The organism is Streptomyces sp. NPDC046909 (genome assembly GCF_040644695.1).
Taxonomy (GTDB): Bacteria; Actinomycetota; Actinomycetes; order Streptomycetales; family Streptomycetaceae; genus Streptomyces.
This window is the reverse complement of the sequence record NZ_JBEYXC010000013.1, coordinates 126,785-148,298: the sequence shown is the minus strand read 5'-3', so window position 1 is coordinate 148,298 and position 21,514 is coordinate 126,785. Positions and strand designations below refer to the sequence as shown.

Genomic DNA, 21,514 nt, shown 5'->3' with positions numbered 1-21,514 from the left:
GAACTAGGAGCCACCACCCGTATGCGGAAGATACTCGTCGTAGGAGCCGGCCAGTCCGGTCTCCAGCTCGCCCTCGGACTCCAGTCGCACGGGTACGAGGTCACCCTGATGTCCAACCGGACCGCGGACGAGATCCGCTCCGGCCGGGTCATGTCGACGCAGTGCATGTTCCACACGGCACTTCAGCACGAGCGCGATCTCCAGCTGAACTTCTGGGAGTCCCAGGCCCCGAAGATCGAAGGACTCGGCGTCTCGGTCGCGGCCCCCGGCTCGTGGGCCGAGGGCCCCGCGGCCCGTGCCATCGACTGGGTGGGCAGGCTCGACGGGTACGCGCAGTCGGTCGACCAGCGCGTGAAGATGGCCGGCTGGATGGAGACCTTCGCCCAGCGCGGCGGACAGCTCGTCATCCACGGCGCGGCCGTCTCCGACCTCGACTACTTCTCCCGTACGTACGACCTGGTCCTGGTCTCGGCCGGCAAGGGCGAGCTGGTCTCGATGTTCGGCCGGGACGCGTCCCGCTCCCCGTACACCGAGCCGCAGCGCGCCCTCGCGGTGTCCTACGTCCACGGCCTGGGCCCCCGCCCCGAGCACCCGGACTACGACGCCGTCCGCTGCAACCTGGTCCCCGGCGTCGGCGAGTTGTTCGTCATGCCGACGCTCACCACGACCGGCCGCGCCGACATCCTGTTCTGGGAGGGCATACCCGGCGGCCCGCTCGACGCCTTCAACGGCGTCAAGGACCCGGCGGAGCACCTCTCCCTGACCCTGGAACTCATGGAGCGGTTCACACCCTGGGAGCACGCGCGGGCCACCAAGGTCGAACTCACCGACGCGGGCGGGGTGTTGGCGGGCCGGTACGCCCCCACCGTCCGCAACCCCATCGGCCGCCTCCCCGGCGGCGGGCTGGTCCTGGGCGTCGCCGACGTCGTCGTCGCGAACGACCCCATCACCGGCCAGGGCTCCAACTCCGCGGCCAAGTGCGCCGCTTCGTACCTCGCGTCGATCCTGGAGCGCGGCGAGAAGGAGTTCGACGAGGAGTGGATGCGGTCCACCTTCGACCGCTACTGGGACACCGCCCAGCACGTCACCAAGTGGACCAACGCGATGCTGTCCCCGCCGCCGGAGCACATCCTCAACCTCATCGGCGCGGCAGGGCAGTTGCAGCCGGCGGCTGATCGTTTCGCCAACGCCTTCGACGACCCGGCGGACTTCGAGAACTTCTTCTACGAGCCGGAGAAGACGGCGGCCTACCTGGCGTCCCTGTCCTGAGCCTCGTCGGGACGCACCGCCCCGAGGATCGGGTGGGAGGCGATGGGGGACACCTTGACCTTCTCGCCGGTCCTCGGGGCCTGGACGATCTTCCCCTTCCCCAGATACATCCCCACATGGGTGGCGTCCGGGAAGTAGACGACGAGGTCACCGGGCCGCAGCTCGTTCAGCGGGACACGCGGCAGCCGCGCCCACTGCTCCTGACTGGTCCGGGGGATGGGCGTTCCCGCATGCCCCCAGGCCTCTGACGTCAGCCCCGAGCAGTCGTACTCCTTCGGCCCCTCCGCACCCCACTTGTACGGCTTCCCGAGCTGCTCCATGGCGTACCGCACCGCCTTCCCGCCCTGGTCCGAGGGCTTGCGGTCGTCATGGCTGAGCGCGCCCGAGGCGATGAACTCGTCCTGCGCCGCGGTGATCTCGTCCTTCTCGAACGCGGCGAGCGCGGTCAGCTGCTCCTCGGTGAGAGACGCGAGCAGCTCCTCGACCTCCTTCAGCTTCTTCCGTACGTCGTCCCGGTCCCTCTTCTGCCGGGCGGCGAGCGTGAGTTGGCCGTCCAGCGCCTTACGGGCCTCGGTCGCCAGATCGTCGGCCTTCTTCTCGCTGCCGGTCAGCCGCCCGACCGTCTCGGCCCGCTCCCGCGCCAACTGCCCGATCACATGCCCCTGATCGAGCGCGTGCTGGGGATCGCGGGCCAGCAGCAGCCGCACATACGGCGAGATGTCGGTGCTGTTCTGGTACTGCTGCCGGGCCAGCCGCCCGGCCGCGCCGCGACTGTCGTGCAGGGAGAGCCGGGCCCGGGAGAGCGCGGTGTCCAGCCGGCGCACCTCCGCCCGCTGCTCCCTCAGCTTCTCCTCGGTCGCGTTGTACGTCTCGGTGGCCCGCTCTGCCTCCCGGTACAGCCGCTGAAGGTCCGTCAGCAGTTCGGCGACCGTGCGCTCACCGGGTTCGGCGACGGCTTGCTCACCAGGTTCGCGCGGCTCCGGTACGGCGGTCGCGGGCACGGGTGCGAGGACCGCGCCGGCCGCCACCGCCGCCGTACACACCAGACGCAGAAGCCTTCCTGACACGTCATCACCTCCGGTGCGGGGACAGCCCCTCTGCCCCGCACGGCGAGCATGAGACGGGGACGGCGGTCCGCGCGCGCCGGATGTGCTCGGTTCAGCCCAATCGCGTCACTCGTCGGGGTTCTCCGGCTTGCCGCCCGGCGTGGCGTCCGGCTTGGTGTCCGGCGTGGCTTCCGGCTTGGACCAGGGCCACTTCAGCCGGCTCGGCCTGCCCTCGGGTTCGTACGCGTACTTCCACCCCTGCTGGAGGCCGAGCCGCTTGGACTGGCCGCGCGGGACGCGACGGTAGACCAGCACGGTGGGCGGGCCGCCGGCGGCGTCCGGGACCGGGATGCGGTAGTGCTTGGGGGGGTGGCCGGTCGGGCCCAGGAGGACGGGCAGTACGCGACCGTCCATCGGACCGCCCTCGAAGGGGGTGTCTTCGCTCTTCACAGGACCAGTGTCAGACATCCGTCGCGAGGGCCAGCACCAGCTCCGAGGTCTGCGGGTCGCGGCGCGCGGTCACGGACATCACGGCGACGAACTGCTCGACCAGCCAGTCCCGCAACTCGTCGACGGGCGGTTCCTTCTCGTCGTCCAGCCAGATCAGCGAGGCCGCCTCGACCGCCGTGATCCACATCCGCACGGTCATCCGCAGCCGCCGCCCCGGCTCGGTGACCCCGAGATGGCTCAGGATGTGCTCGGCGGCGGCCCTGCGGACGCCGTCCACGATCGCCGTCGTACGGGATGTCTCGACGACGCTGCCGCCCTGGAGCAGCGCGCTGAACCCGGCGTCGTGCTGGTCGACGAAGGCGAGATAGCGGTCCAGGGCGCGGGAGAGACGGTCGAGGAGCGGGCCCTCACGGGGTTCGTCGAAGCACTGCTGGAGCTCATCGGCGGCGGAGCGGAGAGCGGCCTCGTAGAGCTGCTGCTTGCCGCCGGGGAAGTACCGGTAGACCAGGGGCCGGGAGACTCCGGCCGCCTCTGCCACGTCGTCGAGGGAGACGTCCTCGGGGGCGCGGTGCGCGAAGAGGCCGAGCGCGGCTTCGAGAAGCTGGCTGCGGCGTTCCTCGACGCTGAGGCGACGGTAGGCGGGGGCGGCGGGGGTCATGGGGTGCAGCGTAACCGTTTGCACCCTGCGTAGCTGCGGGCAGTCGTGCCGCTGGGGCGGCACGGGTGGGCGCAGCGGCACCCCGCCCGCGCGGGCAAGCGAAAACCCCGCCGGACCCACCTACGCCAGCAACCCCGAGGACCTCCACAACCGGCGCCCCACACCCCGCAGCACCCCGATGTCATCCAAGAAGTCCGTCAGTTTCCGAGCCCCCGTCTGCATGACCTCCCGCCGATGCCCACTAGCCCGCACCTGCGCCACGGCCTCCCGCCGGTCCAGCCCCACATTCGTGTACACCTCGGGATTCACGAAGGCCACCGAGAACACCCGGGCGAACTCCCCGGACGTCACGCGAGTGAACTCCTGCGACCACCGCGGAGCGGTCACCATCTGCCGCCGCAGCTCCTCGCGGGCGTACCGCACATGGCGGGCCTCCTCCACGACATGGATCCGGGTCACTCCCCGCACCAGCGTCTGCACCCGCTCGTCGGGGAACGTCAGCCGCTGCATCCAGTCGAGAACCTCCTCACCGAGCAGCGTGGCGGTGAAGGACCCCGGGGTCGTCGAGATGGTCTTGAACAGCCGGCCCAGCTGCTGGTGCGCGCGACTCACCGGATACCAGGGCGTGTCCCCGTGCGAGATCAGCCGCGCGAACATCTTGGAGTGCCGGCACTCGTCCTCGATCTCGGTGAGCGCGTACCGCACATGCGCACTCGTCGCCGCCTTGTCGTAGATGTGCCGCACCAGCAGCTGCATCAGAATGAGCTCGAACCAGATCCCGAGCGAAGCCAGCGCCGCGGCCTCATGCTGCGAGAGCAGAATCCGCTGCTCCTCGCTCATCCGCTTCCACATCGGGGTGTCGTACAGGGACACCAGTTCCGGCGGCCAGAACCACTTGCCCTCCTCGAAGGGCGCGTTCCAGTCGAGTTCCTTGTCGGGGTCGAAGGAGTGCTTGGCGGAGGAGTCGAGCAGCCGCTGGGCCACCTGCTCCCGGTCCTTGAGCAGGCCGAGTGCGTCGCGCAGGCCCGCGAGCGCGTCGGCGTCCGTCAGCGTCGTCATGCTGTTATGAGACTGCTTGTCAGCAAGCTCGTCAATCCCTCGCGCACGACTTGTTGACCCTGCGTCTACGTAGGGGTCTGCGGTAGATGCCGACGCGCGACATGTACGCCATGAACCCGGGGGACCGCTTCGGGCAGGTGTCGGTGACTGGCACGGGGCGCTGCAGGGTTCGGCGACGGAAGGGGCCGTCCGCGTTCTGCCTGAAGGGCAAGGACAAGCATTGACATCCTCCCCCTGTTTCAAAACAGGAGGATTCCAACCCATGTGGGTTGGGGTTCACGGACGCTCGACCGCTGTGTGGGCGCTGTCGTCCCTCCGGCACAGGCTTGGCGCCTGGGGCGGGGAATGCCGCCCTGTCCTGCCGCGACGTTGATGGCTGCGTTCTCGTCCGCGTTGCAGGTGAAGCCGCAGGATACGCAGATGAACTCGGCTTGGTTCTTGCGCGAGTTCTTCTCGATCCTCCCCCACTGCCTTAAAGGCGTGGGAGGTGCCCCCAGCAGGCGCTGCATCGCAGACTGGTGTAGGGGGCGGGGACGTCCTCGACCCGCCCGGGGGCTTTGTGCCCGGTGCGCTGCCGCAGCAGTCCCCAGCCCTGGGCGAGGATCGCCCGGTTCAGTCCGGCCTTCTGCCGGATGTTGCGGCCGGGCCGCTCGGCTGACCCCTTGGCCGAGCGAGTCATGTTCTTGATGTTCAGCTTCTCGAACCGGATCAGGTCGCATGTCCGGGCGAGCATGGTGCTGGTCTTCTCGCACCAGTCCTTGCGCCGGTTCGCCTCCCGCGCCTTCAGGCGGGCGACCTGTGCGTACTCGGCAGCCTTCTCCGGACTGTCCTTCTTCGCCCGTGCCGCGCGCCGCTCGTGCTTGCGTAGCTGTGCCCGCTCCCGGGTGGTGAGCTGTGGGCAGTTCAGCTTCCGTCCGTCCGACAGGGCGGCGGTGATGGTCACACCTCGGTCGACACCGACGACCTCACCCGTGCCCGGCGCGGCGATGGGATCAGGGATGACGGCGAAGGCGAGGTGCCACTGGCCATTCCGGTACGTGACTCGGAAAGTCTTCGCCAGTGGGGGTTCGGCGTGCGTGAGACGGAAGCGGACCCAGCCGCAACCGGGGATCTTAACCTGCGCCCAGCGGCGGTTGAGTCGCTGAACCGCCACTGACCTGCCCATGACCTGCTTGCCGGTCCTGGTGTTGAGTTTCGGCGCACCCTCCTCGTCGAACTCCGGGACCCGGTCGATGCCGATGACGCGGAAGCCCTCATCTTGGTGCTTCCTGCGCCATGTCGGCTCGCCGAACCCGGAGATGAACCGCGCTGCCTTCGCCTTGGCGAAGTCCCTCAGCGCCTGCTGCTGAACATCTGTGTTCCCCGCCCGAAGCCAATCGTTCTCCCGCCGGGCGTCAGTTAGCTGCCGGCACTGCTCCGCGAAGCCTGGAGCGGGTCTCCTGCCGCGTTGCCAATGGGCGTGCTGTTCGACGGCGAGGTTCCACACGTATCGAGCATGCGCACAGTGCAGCAACAGCTGTTGTTCCTGGTCGCGTGTCGGATACATCCGAAACCTCGCCAACCCCCGCCACCTCCCCACCCGTGCAGTACGGCCTCGCCCTCCCCTTCAACGAACAGCTGCCCATCTGGTCACGCATTCGACCCAAAAACAAATGTTCCGATGTGTGACGTCGCCGCGCGTGGCGCAACCACATCAATCGGGAGAGTCGGGCCCCTGCAATTCGATCCGTTGCAGGCGCTCCTCAGACTGAGCAGCCCAGCCCCTCTGGCGCCTTGCCAATGACCGCCTCCGCCCCCTGCGCCGGGAACGACGTCCGCAGCGTGAACGCGTACGGCGTCGGCCCATTGGCCCGCAGATGCAGCAGCCGGGACTCTGCCTCCGCGACCGTCGGCCGGTGGCCCGCCGGTACCCACCACAACGCCGTCATCGCCTCCGTCACCTTCTCGAACCACTCGCGCCGCCGCGAGAGCATCTCGCGGTGCTGCCCCTGATACATGAAGGCCGTCAGCGCGTTGGTGTCCCGCCACACCGTCAGGTTGATGATCAGCCAGTCGTCGCCGAAGACCTTGATGTCGGTCGCGTCGCCGCCCTCGGACTGGAGGCGCCAGACATACCCGTCGGCGGCCTCAGCGGACGCGTTGACCGGGTCCAGCGCGTCGACGAAATCCTTCAACTCGGGGGAGTCCAGCGGGAACTTGAGGCGGGAGATGTTGACCTGGGCGAGTTCGTACGCGGCGGCTGAAGTCATGTACCGAACGGTAGGTCGGGGGCCGCGCGAACCGGTAGGCCCGTCTCAGGAGTTGAGAACCGCCTCCATCACCGCCCGGGCGATCGGCGCCGCGTCCCCGCCCCCGCTGATCTCCCCCCGGTCCGCCTCCGCGTCCTCCACCACCACCGCCACCGCCACCTTCGGCTCCATGTCCCGCTCCCCCTGCGCCCAGGAGATGAACCAGGCATACGGCGTCCCCGCGTTGCCGATCCCGTGCTGAGCGGTCCCGGTCTTGCCGCCGACGATCGCGCCGGGAATCGCCGCGTTGGTCCCGGTCCCCTCCGTCACCACGGCCTCCATCAGCTCCTTCAACCGCACCGCCGTAGCCGGATGCATCGCCTGCCGCACCGGCCGCGACCCGGCCGTCGACACCGTCGCACCCCCCGACCGGGTGGTCCGCTCCACCAGATACGGCGACCGCACCTGCCCCCCGTTCGCCACGGCCGCCGACACCAGCGCCATCTGGAGCGGAGTGGCACGGGTGTTGTACTGCCCGATCGACGACAGCGCGAGCTGCGCCTTGTCCACGGAGACGTCGAAGGTGCTCTCGGCGACCGAGAACGGAATGCCGAGCCCCTGGTCGTTGAAGCCGAACCCGGCCGCCGTGGCCGCCATGTCCGCCACCCCCACCCGCACCCCCAGCTTGGCGAACACCGTGTTGCACGACCACACGAACGCCGCCCGCACCGGGGCGTCCTCGCACCCCGTCGCGTCGTTGACCAGCGAGGTCGAGGTCCCCGGCAGCAGATAGGGGTCCGGCGAGTCGGTCGCCTCGTCCAGGTCCGTCACCACCCCCGCGTCCAGCGCGGCCGCCGCGGTGACCACCTTGAACGTCGACCCCGGCGGATAGGTCTGCCGGATCGCCCGGTTGAGCATCGGCTTGTCCGGGTCCTCGTTCAGCCCCGTCCAGGACCGCTCCACGGCCTCGTCGTTCCCGGACAGCACCCCGGGGTTGTACGACGGACTCGACACCAGCGCCAGGATCCGCCCGCTCGACGGCTCGATGGCGGCCACCGCGCCCTTCCGCCCGGCGAGCCCGGCGTAAGCGGCCTCCTGCGCGGCCCCGTTGATGGTGGTGACGACGTCCCCGCCCGGGTTCCGGGACCGGGTGAAGTCGTTCCACAGCGGAAACGCGGACAGCATCGGATCGTCCCCCGACAGCACCCCGTCCTCCGCGTGCTCCAGCAGCGTCGTGCCGTAGATCTGCGACGCGAACCCGGTCACCGGGGCGTACAACGGCCCCTTCGGATACGTCCGTTCGAACCGCAGCCGCCCCTTCGTGTCCCGCGACCCGGTCACCGACTCCCCGCCGACCAGGATGTCGCCGCGCGGCTGCCCGTAACGGGCGATGGAGGAACGGCGGTTGGCCGGGTTGTCGTCGTACGACGGGGCCTGGAACACCTGGATGCGGGTCGCGTTGCCGAGCAGTGCCACGAGCAGCAGGGCGCAGAAGCAGGCGGCGTGCCGGATGTAGCGGGTCATGTGCAGGGTCTTGTCCCCGGCCACCGGGCCGGTCACCGGGTCCGTCACCGGGCCACCTCACCGTCGTACTGACCGCGGGCCGAATCGCTCACCCGGATCAGCAGCGCGACGATCGCCCAGTTGGTGACCACCGACGAGCCGCCCTGCGCCAGGAACGGCATCGCCATCCCGGTCAGCGGGATCAGCCCGGTCACCCCGCCCGCGATGACGAACACCTGCAACGCCACGATCGAGGCGAGCCCGACGGAGAGCAGCCGCCCGAAGGGATCGCGCAGGGACAGCCCGGCCCGGACCCCGCGCTCCACGAGCAGCGCGTACAGCAGAAAGATCGCCGACAGCCCGGCGAGCCCCAGTTCCTCCCCGGCGGTGGCCAGAATGAAGTCCGACTTCGCGGCGAACCCGATGAGGATCGAGTGCCCGAGTCCAAGGCCCGTGCCGAGCATCCCCCCGGCGGCGAACGCGAAGAGCGACTGCGCCAGCTGATTGGGCCCCTGCCCGGCCTCGATCGAGGCGAACGGATCCAGCCAGTCCTCCACCCGACTGTGCACATGCGGCTCCAGCCACCCCACCGCGACCGCCCCGAGCGAGGCGAGCAGCAGCCCGACGGCGATCCACCCCGTGCGCCCGGTGGCGACGTACAACAGCACCACGAACAGCCCGAAGAACAGCAGCGAGGTCCCGAGATCCCGCTCAAGGACCAGGACACAGACACTCAGCAGCCAGATCGCGACGATCGGCCCGAGCACCCGCCCGGTGGGCAGCTGAAGCCGCCACACCCGCCGCCCCGCATACGCGAGGGCGTTGCGGTTGGCCGCCAGATAGGCCGCGAAGAACACGGCCAGCAGCACCTTCGCGAACTCGCCTGGCTGGATGGAGAACCCGGCGATCCGGATCCAGATCCGGGCCCCGTTCACGGAGGGAAAGAAGATCGGCAGCGTCAGCAGCACCAGAGCGGCGGCGACACAGACGTACGCATACCGCTGAAGCACCCGATGGTCGCGCAGGAGCAGCACGACCACGATGAACAGCGCCACCCCGACGGTCGACCACACCAGCTGGGTGGGGGCCGCCCGATCGCCCGGCGTCTCCAGATCGAGCCGGTAGATGAGCACCAGACCGAGCCCGTTCAGCAGCACCCCGATGGGCAGCAGCAGCGGATCGGCGTACGGCGCCCGGTACCGCACCGCGAGATGCGCGACCAGCGCGAGCACGCCGAGCCCGGCGCCGTAACCGGCGGCGCCGGGCGGGACGGTGCCGTTCTTGGCGAGGCCGACATCGCAGTACCCGTACACGGAGAGCAGTACGGCGACGACGATGAGGGCGAGTTCGATGCCACGGCGCCGGGGGAGGCGTACAGCGGGAGCGGGTCGATCCGCTTGAGCCACGGTGGTTCCGGCCTTGGTCATGTCCGGAACTTACCCAAATGGGCCAGGTTGTCTTCCTAGCCCGTCAGCACCAGCGTGGCGCGGCCCCGATGTTGTCGATGTACCGGGCCGCACCCCACGCCCAGGTGCCGTCCGTGAGGAGGTACCAGAGGGGGTTGCCCTGGATGGTCTCGCCGCCGGTCTTGCAGAAGATCGACACGATCTCGCCCTTGTAGGCGGTCCGGATGATCTGCGAACCCCGGTTCGGCGCACTGCGCAGATTCAGCGTGCCGGCCGTGACGACGCCTTTGTACAGGCGAGGGTTCTCGTGGTGGTGATGCCCCCACTCGCCGCGAGAGTCTCCCCAGTCGTCATTCGCGACGGCGGGAGCGGCGGCAGCGGCGGCGAGAAGAGCGCCGGCGACAACGGTTATGGAGAGACGAGAGCGCAGGGACATGGGGGAGAACCTCCACGAACGGGACGAACTTGACTATTCGCCACATTAGGAGGGGTGGTCAGGGGGTGCCTTCCAGACTGGGCCATAGGTGAAGCGCCCCGAAGGGGCGCGGGGCTGTATCCGATGTGCGGCTCCGCCGCGTGGGCGCGACCAGCCACACAGAACCGTGAGCCCGCGAACTACCGCAACACCAACGTCGCGATCGCCCCACCATCCACCGCATTCTCAAAACTCAGCTTCGCGCCAAGAACCTCCGCCTGCCCCAGCGCAATGGTCAACCCCAGCCCATGCCCCCTCGCTCCCCCCTCCGTCCGAAACCGCTGCGGCCCATGCTCGACCAGATACTCCGGAAACCCGTCCCCGTGATCCCGCACAGAGACCACGGGCCCATCGACGGTCAGCACCACCGGCCCGCGCCCATGCCGATGCGCATTGGCCACAAGATTTCCCAGCACTCGCTCCAACCGGCGCCGATCCGTCTCCACGGACACATCCCGTACGACGACCACCTCCGTCTCCGTCCCGGACGCCCGCACCACTCGCTCAGCCAGCGCAGCAACCCGCTCCGTGTCCAGATCGAGCTTCTCCCGCCCGGTGTCCAACCGGGAGATCTCCAGCAGATCCTCGGTCAGCGTCCGCAACGCCCCCACCCGATCCCGCACCAACTCGGTCGGCCGCCCCGGAGGGAGCAGCTCGGCCGCCGCATGCAGCCCCGTCAACGGCGTCCGCAGCTCATGCGCCACATCGGCGGTGAACCGCTGCTCGCTCAACAGCTTCCCCTGGAGAGAAGCCGCCATGGAGTCCAGCGCGGCGGCCACCGCGGCCACCTCATCCTGAGGCCGGGACGCATCCTGGGTCCGCGGATCGTCCACGCGCGCGTCCAGGTCCCCCGCGCTGATCCGCCGAGCCACCCGCGCCGTGGCGTGCAGCCGCCGCGTCACCCGCGTCACCGCGAACGCCCCCACCAGCAGCGTCGCCCCGATCGCCAGCACCGACGACCAGATGATCGACCGGTCGAGCGCGGCGATGGTCCGCTCCTGCTGGGCGTAGTCGACCTGGACCGCGAGGGCCCGGTCACCGCTGGCGGGCCCGGCCGCCCACATCGCGGGGCGCCCCTCGTGCTCGGCGACCATGGTGCCGCGGTCCCCGGCGACGGCCAGCTCCCGCAGGGACTCCGGGAGGCCCGGTGGATCGACGCCCGCGAACCGGCCGAGCGTGTCCCCGGCCTCGTACGCCGTGGTCGCGTCCTCCAGCCGGGAGAGTGCGAGGTCACGGGCCTGGCCCACGGTCTGGTTGGTCACCGAGACATGCACGAGGACGCCGAGCAGCGCGGCGAGCGCACAGCACATCACCGTGATGAAGACGGCGGCCTTCACGGCGAGGGTGCCGGCCCACCGGGGGAGCGTGAGCCTCATCGCGAGCTCGCGGAGGACGAGGAAGAAGGGGACGAGGGGGAAGGGGACGAGGAAGAAAGGGACGGGCTCTTGCCGATGTGCAGCATCTCGTCATGGGTGAGCAGCATGACGTGCTGCTCGGGATCCCACGTCCACTGGAACCGGTACTCGTAGTCCGCGAGGTCGGACGGCGCGTGGATGATCACGGAGTGCCCGGCCAGCTCGACCCCGCTCACGGCGTCCTCGTTGGCCATGACCTGGACGAGGCGGCCGCTCTCGAAGGTGTAGACGCGGACCGCCGTCTGGTTGCCCGGCAGCAGCCGGAACCCCAGGGTGAGATCGGCGTGTCCGTCGCCGGTGAGGTCGCGGTAGTACGCCTTGAGCAGCGGGCATCTGCTGTCGGCCGGTGTCTGCCCGCAGTACCGCATACGGCTCGCGGTCTCGCGGTACTGCGCCTTCGGGCCGTCGTACTCATCCGGATGCTGGGCGATCTCGGCCTGCACGACGTCCACCGGGTCCACCTTGCGGACGTCGTCGCCGGGCGCGGTGATGCCCTTCATGACCTCGGACTCACCGTTGTCGTAGTTCCAGGCGGGACTGGTCGCGGGGGTCAGTTCCGGCCACAGCCGCGCCGGGCTGGTGGCGGTCGGGGTCGGCCCCGCGCCGTGCAGCCCGCCCGCGTCACCGCAACCCGCGGCGGTCGCCAGCACCAGGGCTGCGGCGACGGTGGTACGGACGGGGCGTGGCACTGTGCTCCAGAGGCGGACGGGGGGCGATGACCGGCCCGTACACCTTATTCGTACGGAAGTCCTTTTTGCGCACCAGGTGTGTCTGGCGGGGACCTACTCTGCCAGCTCCTCCAACAGCCGGGCGGTCGGCAGTCCCGCCCGCAGATAGTCGACGAACAGGTCGTTGTGCAGGGCCCACGGCGAGCGGCGGGCCCGGATGGTCCGGATCGCCTCCTCCGCGGAGTGCCCGCTCCGGATCAGCGCGTGCGCGATGACCAGGCCCGAGCGGTTGTAGCCGTGGTAACAGCGGACGAGGACCTTGCGGCCCTCGTCCAGTGCTTCGCTCGCGGCCTGCGCGAGGCGTATCACGCCCGCGAGCTGGGTGCCGTCCAGGGGCCCGTCGGGTATCGGCCAGATGTGGTGTTCCACCCCGGGGTCGGGCCCGTGCCCCGGAAGCCTGAGCAGAGTCTGGACGAGATCGAACTCGTCCCTTACGACGGCGAACTCCAGTTGTCCCGAGTTCCCCCGGAACTCATGACCGCCCATCCACAGTCCGGGCACGATCTCATTCCACGGACTGTCCGGGGCCGGTACGTCGGGCTGCTTCCTGCGGGTACGCAATAACGCCTCCCCAACTCCCCCTCCCAACTCTCCCCAAAGGTAACCGCCTTCTTGCCCCTGGAGCACCCCGCCTGTTCCCATGGTCAGGGGGTGATGGTGCATGAGCGGACTGCGCGTCATACCGACCTGGCGGCACGGCCAGGAGCGGCTCTACGTGTGCCTGACCGACGGGCGGAACGTCGCCTGGTACGACAGGGAGGCGGCCCGGGTCAACCTGCTCAGCGAGGACCGCAGGGACGACGTACTGGAAGTGCTCGGCCCGTTCCTGACGGGCCCGGTGGCGGTGGGGCCGCCCCCCGTCCCGACCCCCGCGGAACTCGCCCGGCTCACCCTCCACCCCGACGACGACCTGGCGCCCAACCGCCCCGGCGAGGCCCTCCAGATCGCCCTCGACCGCGACCCGGGACCCCCGCACCGCCTCCGCCCCGACCCCCGCCGCAGGGCCCTGCTGGCCGAGCAGACGGTGGGGGAGGCCCTGGACCGCCTGGACGGCGCCGGCTGGCACGCCCTGCACTCGGTCCCGCTCCCCGGCGGCGACCGCGTCCACCACCTGGCGATCGGTCCCGGCGGCCTCTTCGCGGTCCACACCCTGTACGCCCGCAAGCAGCGGGTGACGGTCGCCGACCCCATGGTCACCCTGGGCCGCCGCGATCCCCACCCGCTGCTGCGCCGCGTCCGCGCCGACGCCGCCCGCGCCTCCTACGCCCTGACCGCCGAGGTCCACCCCGTCCTTGCCCTCGTCGGCCCAACGGACGTCCGGATCACCGCCCCGCTGCGGGAGGTCCGGATCATCACGGACACGGAGCTGGAGACCCTGTCCCGGCTCGGCGGCATGCTGAAACCGGCGGACGTGGAGGCCCTGCACGCGATGGCACGTGACCGCCACACCTGGACGCGGGTGTGATCCGTCACCGCAGCGGCCGGAAGTAGTGGTCGAGCGCCCGGTTCCCGATGTCCCGCCCGACCGCGTTGCCGACGAGGTCGGCGGTACGGAAGTGGATCCCGCTCCAGACCCGCGCGTCGATCACGTCCCGGTTGTAGTCCGCCGAGTTCGTGTACGTCCGGGTGGTGCCGGTCGGCGTCGAGGAGAGCCGCAGGTCGATGTCCCCGCCGGTGAGCCGGTCGAGTACGGCCATGACGGCCCCGTCGTTGGCGCAGTGCCCGCCCATGTACTCCGGGTAGGGAGGCGTGTTGAGCAGCGGCAGCCAGTTCGGGTCGGCCGTGGTGTCGGGGTTGCCGTCGGTGTCGGCCTGCCGGACGGCGGTGACGGGGCGCCAGAAGGCGTACCCGAACTTGGAGCTCCAGGTGGTGATCGTCGCGTCGGCGGAGGCCACGTTGGCGGCGGCGAAGTACCGGGCCGCGTCGACGATGTCGAGCTCGTGCCGTTCGGTGTAGTCCCGGTACCCGGCCTGGAGCTGCTGAGGCAGCGGATGGGAGAAGAAGAGCGCGGTCTCGGTCTGCCAGGCCGTCCGCGTGGCGCTGTCCTTCTTCCCGACCGCCTTCACCTCGGCGAAGTCCTTCGTGTACGTCGCCGAGGTCAGCGCGGGCGGCGGCCCCGGCACGAACTCCTCCGGCGAGTCGAAGGTCATCGGCCGCACCTTGCTGAGCCACGGGATCGCGGCCGGCCGGTAGTCGGGCGGCGCGGGCTGCCAGACCCCGGGACCGGGCGTCGGACTGAAGGCGACCTGACTGTCCCGCCCGTCGTCCTCCCGCAGCTCGATGATCCGCTCGGCGGCCCGCTCCCCGAACCGGACGCCCTGGTCCTCGGCCGTCCCGTCCGGGATCTTCGCGAGCGAGTCGGCGTAGGCGGCGTCGATCCGCGCCTGGGACTTCGGGAAGTACGTCAGCAGCACGCGATGGGCCGCGGCAGCGGCAGCCGCTTCGGACGAGGCGTGCCGGGGACCACGTACGTCCCACTTGTACTCGGCGTAACGCCCCTCGATGCCGACGACGGCGTTGTACACGGCGGCCGACACGAACCCGTACCAGAGGAAGGGCTCGGCGGTGGGCCGCTTGGCGTCGTCCGCGACGACCTGTACGGCGGTCAGGTTCCAGTCGGTGATGACCTCGGCGTTCGGCGTCTCCCCGGGGTCGGCCGCGGACGCCGAGGGCGCGGCGGCGAGGGAGAGGGCGGTGAGTCCGGTGAGACCGGCGAGAAGGGCGCGGCGGAGGGTCCGGGAAGGTGGTCGTGCTCGCATGCGGCTCTTTGCTCCTTGCTCCGTGTTCTGTGCACAGGTGATGAGAGATCCCCCTGTTGATCATGATCTGTGCCCGTTTGGGAGCAGATCGAAGCTAGGGCAGTTGAGCGGCGTCGGTGTTTTCGAAGAGGGGGGTGAGGAGGTCGCCGTAGTCCTGGAGCCTGGGCGCGATGTCCGTTGCGAGGAAGGTGAGTTGACGGGGTGACCGGCACTCCTCGACCTCCTCCCAGGTGACGGGGGCGGACACGGTGGGCTCGGGCCGGGCGCGCAGGGTGTAGGGCGTGGCGGTGGTCTTGCGGGCGGCGTTCTGGCTCCAGTCGACGAAGACCTTCCCGGGCCGCAGGCTCTTGGTCATCCGGTGCACGACGAGCCGGGGGAGGGCCCGCTCGGCGGCGACGGCGAGCTCCTTGGCGTACTCGGTCACCCGTTCGGAGGGCGTCGGGTGCAGGGCGGCCAGCAGATGCAGCCCCTTCGACCCGGACGTCTTGGCGTACGCGTCGATCCCGTCCGCGGCGAGCCGCTCCCGCAGCCACAGCGCGGCCTCACAGCAGTGGACGACGGTGGCGGGCGGCCCGGGATCGAGATCGAAGACCAGCCGGTCGGCGACGCCCGGTTCCTGGATCACCCACTGATGTGTATGGAACTCGGTGACCAGGTTCGCGGCCCACATCAGGCTCGCCAGATCCTGCACGAGCACCATCCGCGCCGGCCCCTCCGACCTCGGCACCTCCGCGGTGGTGACCCAGTCGGGCGTACCCGGCGGCACGTTCTTGGCGAAGAACACCTGCCCGTCGGGCCCGTCCGGATACCGCAGGAAGGACAGCGGCCGGTCCCGCAGATGGGGGAGCAGGGCGTCGGCGGTGGTCGCGTAGTAGTGCAGCACCTCGCCCTTGGTGAACCCGGTCGCGGGATACAGCACCTTGTCCAGATTGCTGAGCGCGAGCCGGTGCCCGTCCACCTCGGTGATCGGCGTCATACGATGAGAATTGCATGGAATTAGGCTGATATGGGGTTTCAACGACCCGAAAGGTATCGACCGTGCGATCCATATGGAACGGCGCCATCTCGTTCGGCCTGGTCAGCATCCCGATCAAGCTGGTCAACGCCACCGAGAGCCACTCGATCTCCTTCCGCCAGATCCACCTGGAGGACGGCGGCCGCATCCGCTACCGCAAGGTCTGCGAGCTGGAGGAGAAAGAGGTCAGCTCGGCCGAGATCGGCAAGGGCTACGAGGACGCCGACGGCACGATCATCCCGATCACCGACGAGGACCTCGCCCACCTCCCCCTCCCCACGGCCAGGACCATCGAGATCGTCGCCTTCGTACCGGCCGACCGCATCGACCCCCTCCAGATGGACGCGGCGTACTACCTGGCGGCGGGCGGCGCCCCGGCGGCCAAGCCGTACACCCTCCTCCGGGAAGCCCTGAAGCGCAGCAACAAGGTGGCCATCGCGAAATTCGCCCTCCGCGGCAAGGAACGCCTCGGCATGCTGCGCGTGGTCGAGGACGCCATCGCCATGCACGGCCTCCTCTGGCCCGACGAGGTCAGAGCCCCCCAGGGCGTGGCCCCCGACACCAAGGTCACGGTCAACGACAAGGAACTGGACCTCGCCGACGCCCTGATGGACACCCTCGGCGAGATCGACCTCGAGGACCTCCACGACGAGTACCGCGAGGCCCTGGAGGAGGTAGTGGCGGCAAAGGCGGCCGGCGAAACCGTCCCCGAGGCCCCGGAACCCGCGAAGGGCGGCAAGGTCCTCGACCTCATGGCCGCCCTGGAGAAGAGCGTCCGCGACGCGAAGGAGTCGCGGGGCGAGGAGACGGAGGAGGAGACGGCGGAAGAGACGGCGGAGGTACGCCGCCTGCCCGCACGCAAGTCGGCGAGGGCGACGCCGAAGCAGGCGAGCGGCAAGAAGTCGACGGCGACGAAGAAGACGGCCACGGCGAAGAAGACGACGGCATCGGCAAGAAAGTCGACGGCGACGAAGAAGACGGCGTCGAAGTCCACGGCGTCGAAATCCACGGCGACGACGGCGAAGAAGACGGCAGCGAAGACGACAGCGAAGAAAACGGCAGCGAAGACGGCAACGCCCCGCAAGCGCTCGGCGTGACCCCAGCGCCCCCGCCCTACTGCACCCCCACCCGCCGCCGCAGAGCCAGTACCGCGTTGTGCCCCCCGAACCCGAACGAGTTACTGAGCACCAGATCCCCGTCCCCGGGCAACTCCCGCGGCCCCCCGGTCACCACATCCAGCTCCACCGCGTCATCGACGACCTCGCCCCCCACGGTCGGCGGCACCACCCCGTGATGCAGCGTCAGCACAGCGGCGATCGCCTCCACTCCACCCGCGGCCCCCTGCAAATGCCCAAGGTGCCCCTTCAGCGCGGTCACCGGCACGGACCGCACCCCCAACACCCCCCGCAACGCCAACGCCTCCGCGAGATCCCCCTCCACCGTGGCCGTCGCATGAGCGTTCACATGGACGACGTCCACCACGTACCCATCCGCGTCCCGCACCGCCCGCCGCAGCGCGAGAGCGACCCCGCTCCCGGAGGGATCGGGCGCGGCCATGTGATGCGCATCGGCGGAGAGCCCCCACCCCGCGGCCTCGCAGTAGATCCGCGCCCCACGGGCAAGGGCATGCTCCTCGGCCTCAAGGACGAGCACCCCCGCCCCCTCCCCGTTCACAAAGCCGTCCCGGTCCTTGCCGAACGGCCGAGAAGGCGACCCCTCGTCGAGCCCGGCCCGCGACAGGGCCCGCATGGAGGCGAACGAGGCCATGATCGCCGGCGTGACGACAGCCTCCGCGCCACCCGCGAGAGCGACGTCGACCCGGCCGTACCGTATGCGGTCGATGGCCTGCCCGATGGCCTCGGTCCCGGAGGCACAGGCACTCGTGACGGTACGGGCCTCTCCGGTGATGTGCAGATCGAGGGAGACCTGAGAGGCGGCCTGCGACGGCACCGTCATGGGCGTGGTGAGCGGCGAGACCCCACGGGGCCCCTTGTCCCGCAGCTTCCGGTCCCCGCCGACCAGCACGGAGGCATCCCCGAGAATGGCCCCGAGGCTCACCCCGACCCGCGCCGGATCGAGCCCGCTCTCAAGAGTCCCTCCATCCCCGAACCCGGCATCGCGCCAGGCCTCCCGCGAGGCGAGCACGGCGAACTGGGCGGCCCGGTTCATCCGCCGGGCGGCGGCCCGGGGCAACAGCGCGGCGGGATCGACAGGAACCGTCCCGGCCACCCGCACAGGCAGCTCCCGGAACTCCTCCCCGTCCAACTCCCGTATCCCGTGCCGCCCGTCGAGCAGCCCCTGCCACAACTCCCCGACCCCGACCCCCAGCGGCGTAACGGCCCCGAGCCCGGTGACGACAACCCGCCGAGGCGGCGGCCCGGCGACCCCCTCCTGCGCGGACGAGGGGCGAGGACGATGTCGTACGACGAACCCGTCCCGATCCGCATCGGCGGCCCACCGCCGCACCTCCCCATCAGCCACCGGCGCCTCGACACAGTGGTCGAGATCCCGGTGCCAGACCCCCCACCGCCGTACGAAGGTCACCTCGACGGCGACGGGATCCACGGCCCGCAGGCGCCCCACCTGATCCCCGTCGCGGAACTCGACGTCGTCGAGAGGCGGCGAGGAGAGCGAGGGCACGGTGGCGACATCCATCCGCCGGCAGGCGACGGTCACCAGCCGCTCCCGCCCCAGCACCTCATCGCGATCCACCCCACCGAGCGGCGGCCGCAGGCTCAGCCGGATCGTCTCCGGCGACTCGGGAAGGGTGTGCGTGACGACGTACCACCGAGGCTGCTCGACATCCTCCGGCGACAGAGCGACGAGATCCCCCGGGATGACCTCGGCGGCGCTAACGGGATGGGGATTTATCGGTACTTGGGAAATCTCGGATGATTTGGACATATCCGTGCATGCTTCCTGTGGTCCGAACTACCTTGCGGCAGACCGTCCCGAGTGAACTGGACGAAAGCCGGAAAGGCCATAGTTGAAAGGGAAACATGCCCGGTTTCTTACACCTAGCAAACGCCCGGGATTCCGGAGCCCCCGTCAACTCCCCTCGAACGCGGCCGACTTACCGGCGGGCCCCGCAGATGATCTGTGTGAAAGCTCACGGTCGCACACACCTCGCCCACCCAGCCCCACCATCCCGACCCCCATCGCCAGCCCCAGCGCGGGCAGCACGGGGAACTGCCCGTCGGGAGCGAATCCGTACACGGCGAACCGGCTGAGCGACACGGCGCAGGAGCCGAGGCCCAGCCACATCAGCCAGGGCGGAAGCGGAAGCCGAGGCGTGGGGGCCGGAAGAGGCGTGGCGGTCGGCGGAGGCGTGGAGGCTGGCGGAGGCGTGGAGGCTGGCGGAGGCGTGGAGGCTGGCGGAGGCGTGGAGGCTGGCGGAGACGTGGAGGTCCGCCGAAGCCTGGAGGTCGGCCGAAGTGTGGGGGTCGGCCGAAGCCTCATCGCCACCCCTCGAACCCCCGCCACCACCCCCACCAGGACCACCCCGAGCACGACCAGCCAGGGCACCCGCAGCCCCCACCAGCCGAGTGAGCCGAGGGCGGGCTGGGGCGCGAGCCCGGTGAGATAGAAGGCGGCGGCGACAACGAGTACGGGCAGCATGTGCCACAGGTAGAGCGTCATGCTGGCACCCCCGACCCCACGCACCACCCGCCAGACCCGTTCCCGCTCCAGCACCCGCCGGACGAGCGGCGCAACAAGCAGACACACCCCCACCTGCGCGACCACCCAGGCGAGCATCGCGGGGGAGGGCGGATCGGTGTTGCTCGGCGTCTGCCCGGTGACCCGGATAAGACTGACGGGATAGGGCCCAAGGGCAACGAGCCCGACGAACGCCACCCCACCGCACACCGCCAGCACACCCCCCGTCCCCCTCTGCAATAGCCCATCCCGCCAGCAGAAGCCGAGCTGATAGGCGACGCCCCAGACGAGGAAGTAATTAAGCACCCCGAGATGAGGCGTACACGAGGCGACGACGGAAACGACCCCCATCCCGCCGGGTACGAGCACCCCCCACCGCAGATGCGCCGCATACAGCAGCGGAGTGACCGCACTGATCACCGAGTACACCGGCAGAAACCAGAACTGCATGGCCATGGCCCACCCGACCAGCTCCAGCGTCCCGCCCTCGACCCCAACCCCCTGACACACCCCCACGGCAACCAGCACCAGCCCGCTGTACACCCCGGCCGGCCCCAACAACCGCAACGCCCGCCGCCGAACCCACCCCGAAGCACCCCCGCCGGCCGCCCCCCACGACCCGCCCGCCGCGTACCCACCCGCGAAAAAGAACAACGGCATGACCTGAAACCCCAGCGTCAGCCACTGAGTCCACGGCACCTCGGCAAGCAACTCAGGCGCCCATATCTCCCCGCCCGGCTCCCGAACGAGCGCGGTGATGAGCCAATGCCCCACCACAACCAGCAGAATCGCCCAGGCCCGCAGGAAGTCGACGTACCGATCTCTCCCCATGCCGGACGATGCTGCCACCAACTAACGGAAAACGGCCGCGACTTGGCAAAGGCGAGCCACACCAACCCCGCAATCCGCGACCCGCCCTCCCTCAGTGCCCGCGCAGCCCCCCGCTCGCGTCCGTGGGCCCGGTACCGCCACCGATTCCCCCGTGAACGCCAAGAGTGGGCGCAGCAGTCGCAGTGGCAGTCTCAGTCGCAGTCACTGTCGCCACGCTGACGGACCCCCGATGGGGAAGCACCTCGTCCCCGCAGTCCAGATCGGCCCGCGCCTGCGCCACCCCCACCAGGGGCCCGACGAACAGGACAACCGCCACCACGGCAACGCCCGAACGGCCGCAGCCCCACCACCCAGGGTGCGATCACCCGGAATGCTCTGCTCGGGAAGGCCACCGCCCCTCGGCGAACTGCACGCCCCAGTAGTAGGGGTTCACTTCCGCGAGGGTGCGCGCCTCCCAACGGGTCGGATCGCCTTCCCGCGGAACGGCGACTTCGACGGACGGCCCCCAGAGCGCGAGCCGTTCCTGACAGACGCCACAGGGCGGCAAGATCAGAACCCTGCCGCGCTCCAAGTCACGGCAGACGCAGACGGAGGCGGTGACGGTTCGATCCTGAGTGAAGGCCTGGATGAACGCCCCTGTCTCCTGGCAGAGCGCCACGGACCCGTTCATGTTGTCGAGCCCGACACTGGTCAGAACACCACCGTCAGCGAGCCGCACAGCGGCCGCCCCACCAGGCTCGCCCGCAGGCCAGCGTCGGTCCATAAGTTCCACAGCCGCGTCCACCAACGCCTGATCGAGTTTCATGCGCCGGAGTGTGCCACGCCCCCCGAACGCGACATGGCCCGGAAAGAACAGCGAAGCACCGACACCCCAGCCCTGCCGCCCCGGGCGCTCGCCAACCTACAACTCGCTCCACGCGAGAACAGGCCCGGGCGGGGGGCCACGACTGCACGTGCCGACTCAAGCCAGGCGCATCGCGCAGTTCCTGAAGTAGAAGCCCTAGCTCCAGGAGCC

Annotated in this window: 21 protein-coding genes; 3 read left to right on the top strand and 18 right to left on the bottom strand. The window is 69.9% G+C overall.

Annotated elements, in window-relative coordinates; all coding sequences use genetic code 11:
• Nucleotides 1-21 precede the first annotated feature (21 nt).
• Nucleotides 22-1,269, top strand: coding sequence for a styrene monooxygenase/indole monooxygenase family protein (locus tag ABZ928_RS36095; protein ID WP_361528247.1), 1,248 nt, complete (start codon nt 22-24; stop codon nt 1,267-1,269).
• Here ABZ928_RS36095 and ABZ928_RS36090 read toward each other — a convergent pair.
• From ABZ928_RS36090 to ABZ928_RS36030, 13 genes are all read right to left on the bottom strand, one after another.
• Nucleotides 1,248-2,336 (bottom strand): NlpC/P60 family protein, encoded by a 1,089-nt coding sequence (locus tag ABZ928_RS36090; protein ID WP_361528245.1) that lies wholly within the window; start codon nt 2,334-2,336, stop codon nt 1,248-1,250. The two genes, ABZ928_RS36095 and ABZ928_RS36090, sit on opposite strands and share 22 nt — an antisense overlap.
• A 105-nt stretch (nt 2,337-2,441) precedes the next feature.
• Nucleotides 2,442-2,765 carry a hypothetical protein gene (locus ABZ928_RS36085; RefSeq protein WP_361528243.1) on the bottom strand — a complete coding sequence of 108 codons (324 nt, stop codon included), beginning with the start codon at nt 2,763-2,765 and terminating at the stop codon, nt 2,442-2,444.
• 10 nt (nt 2,766-2,775) lie between these two features.
• Nucleotides 2,776-3,423 (bottom strand): helix-turn-helix domain-containing protein, encoded by a 648-nt coding sequence (locus tag ABZ928_RS36080; protein ID WP_361528241.1) that lies wholly within the window; start codon nt 3,421-3,423, stop codon nt 2,776-2,778.
• A 120-nt stretch (nt 3,424-3,543) separates the two neighbouring features.
• A complete protein-coding gene (locus ABZ928_RS36075; protein ID WP_361528239.1) occupies nt 3,544-4,482 on the bottom strand; it encodes a diiron oxygenase in 939 nt (312 codons plus the stop codon).
• A 239-nt stretch (nt 4,483-4,721) separates the two neighbouring features.
• On the bottom strand, nt 4,722-4,991 hold the full coding sequence (locus tag ABZ928_RS36070; RefSeq protein WP_361528235.1) for a zinc ribbon domain-containing protein: 270 nt from the start codon (nt 4,989-4,991) through the stop codon (nt 4,722-4,724).
• Nucleotides 4,955-6,028, bottom strand: coding sequence for a transposase (locus ABZ928_RS36065; protein WP_361528233.1), 1,074 nt, complete (start codon nt 6,026-6,028; stop codon nt 4,955-4,957). The genes ABZ928_RS36070 and ABZ928_RS36065 overlap by 37 nt, the downstream gene beginning before the upstream one ends.
• 196 nt (nt 6,029-6,224) lie before the next feature.
• Nucleotides 6,225-6,731 carry a DUF3291 domain-containing protein gene (locus ABZ928_RS36060; protein WP_361528231.1) on the bottom strand — a complete coding sequence of 169 codons (507 nt, stop codon included), beginning with the start codon at nt 6,729-6,731 and terminating at the stop codon, nt 6,225-6,227.
• Nucleotides 6,732-6,776: 45 nt separating this feature from the next.
• Nucleotides 6,777-8,234: a penicillin-binding transpeptidase domain-containing protein gene (locus ABZ928_RS36055; protein WP_361528521.1), complete on the bottom strand. Its 1,458-nt coding sequence runs from the start codon at nt 8,232-8,234 to the stop codon at nt 6,777-6,779.
• Nucleotides 8,235-8,278: 44 nt separating this feature from the next.
• Nucleotides 8,279-9,640, bottom strand: a complete 1,362-nt coding sequence (locus ABZ928_RS36050; protein ID WP_361528229.1) for an FtsW/RodA/SpoVE family cell cycle protein — start codon at nt 9,638-9,640, stop codon at nt 8,279-8,281.
• Between the two features lie 43 nt (nt 9,641-9,683).
• Nucleotides 9,684-10,055: an SH3 domain-containing protein gene (locus ABZ928_RS36045; RefSeq protein ID WP_361528227.1), complete on the bottom strand. Its 372-nt coding sequence runs from the start codon at nt 10,053-10,055 to the stop codon at nt 9,684-9,686.
• 179 nt (nt 10,056-10,234) lie between these two features.
• On the bottom strand, nt 10,235-11,470 hold the full coding sequence (locus ABZ928_RS36040) for a HAMP domain-containing sensor histidine kinase (RefSeq protein WP_361528225.1): 1,236 nt from the start codon (nt 11,468-11,470) through the stop codon (nt 10,235-10,237).
• Nucleotides 11,467-12,198, bottom strand: a complete 732-nt coding sequence (locus ABZ928_RS36035; protein ID WP_361528223.1) for a hypothetical protein — start codon at nt 12,196-12,198, stop codon at nt 11,467-11,469. Before ABZ928_RS36035 ends, ABZ928_RS36040 begins: the two co-directional genes overlap by 4 nt.
• A gap of 93 nt (nt 12,199-12,291) precedes the next feature.
• Nucleotides 12,292-12,798 carry a dual specificity protein phosphatase family protein gene (locus ABZ928_RS36030; RefSeq protein WP_361528221.1) on the bottom strand — a complete coding sequence of 169 codons (507 nt, stop codon included), beginning with the start codon at nt 12,796-12,798 and terminating at the stop codon, nt 12,292-12,294.
• A 100-nt stretch (nt 12,799-12,898) separates the two neighbouring features.
• Between ABZ928_RS36030 and ABZ928_RS36025 the strand changes: the two genes are divergently transcribed.
• Nucleotides 12,899-13,702 carry a nuclease-related domain-containing protein gene (locus ABZ928_RS36025; RefSeq protein WP_361528219.1) on the top strand — a complete coding sequence of 268 codons (804 nt, stop codon included), beginning with the start codon at nt 12,899-12,901 and terminating at the stop codon, nt 13,700-13,702.
• 4 nt (nt 13,703-13,706) lie between these two features.
• Here ABZ928_RS36025 and ABZ928_RS36020 read toward each other — a convergent pair whose 3' ends face one another.
• Entirely contained in the window at nt 13,707-14,996 is a 1,290-nt protein-coding gene (locus ABZ928_RS36020) for a vanadium-dependent haloperoxidase (protein ID WP_361528217.1), read from the bottom strand.
• 94 nt (nt 14,997-15,090) lie between these two features.
• Nucleotides 15,091-15,972, bottom strand: coding sequence for a non-homologous end-joining DNA ligase (gene ligD, locus ABZ928_RS36015; protein WP_361528215.1), 882 nt, complete (start codon nt 15,970-15,972; stop codon nt 15,091-15,093).
• A 62-nt stretch (nt 15,973-16,034) separates the two neighbouring features.
• On the opposite strand from ligD, the gene ABZ928_RS36010 reads away from it, so the two are divergent.
• Nucleotides 16,035-17,108 carry a Ku protein gene (locus tag ABZ928_RS36010; RefSeq protein ID WP_361528213.1) on the top strand — a complete coding sequence of 358 codons (1,074 nt, stop codon included), beginning with the start codon at nt 16,035-16,037 and terminating at the stop codon, nt 17,106-17,108.
• Nucleotides 17,109-17,124: 16 nt separating this feature from the next.
• Here the strand turns inward: ABZ928_RS36010 and ABZ928_RS36005 are convergent, their stop codons facing one another.
• The 3 genes from ABZ928_RS36005 to ABZ928_RS35995 all read right to left on the bottom strand — a co-directional run bounded on the left by ABZ928_RS36005 (nt 17,125) and on the right by ABZ928_RS35995 (nt 21,304).
• Complete coding sequence (locus tag ABZ928_RS36005; protein WP_361528211.1) at nt 17,125-18,915, bottom strand: beta-ketoacyl-[acyl-carrier-protein] synthase family protein; 1,791 nt, start codon at nt 18,913-18,915, stop codon at nt 17,125-17,127.
• Nucleotides 18,916-19,059: 144 nt separating this feature from the next.
• Nucleotides 19,060-20,499: an acyltransferase gene (locus tag ABZ928_RS36000; protein WP_361528209.1), complete on the bottom strand. Its 1,440-nt coding sequence runs from the start codon at nt 20,497-20,499 to the stop codon at nt 19,060-19,062.
• Between the two features lie 361 nt (nt 20,500-20,860).
• On the bottom strand, nt 20,861-21,304 hold the full coding sequence (locus ABZ928_RS35995) for a cytidine deaminase (protein ID WP_361528207.1): 444 nt from the start codon (nt 21,302-21,304) through the stop codon (nt 20,861-20,863).
• Nucleotides 21,305-21,514 lie beyond the last annotated feature (210 nt).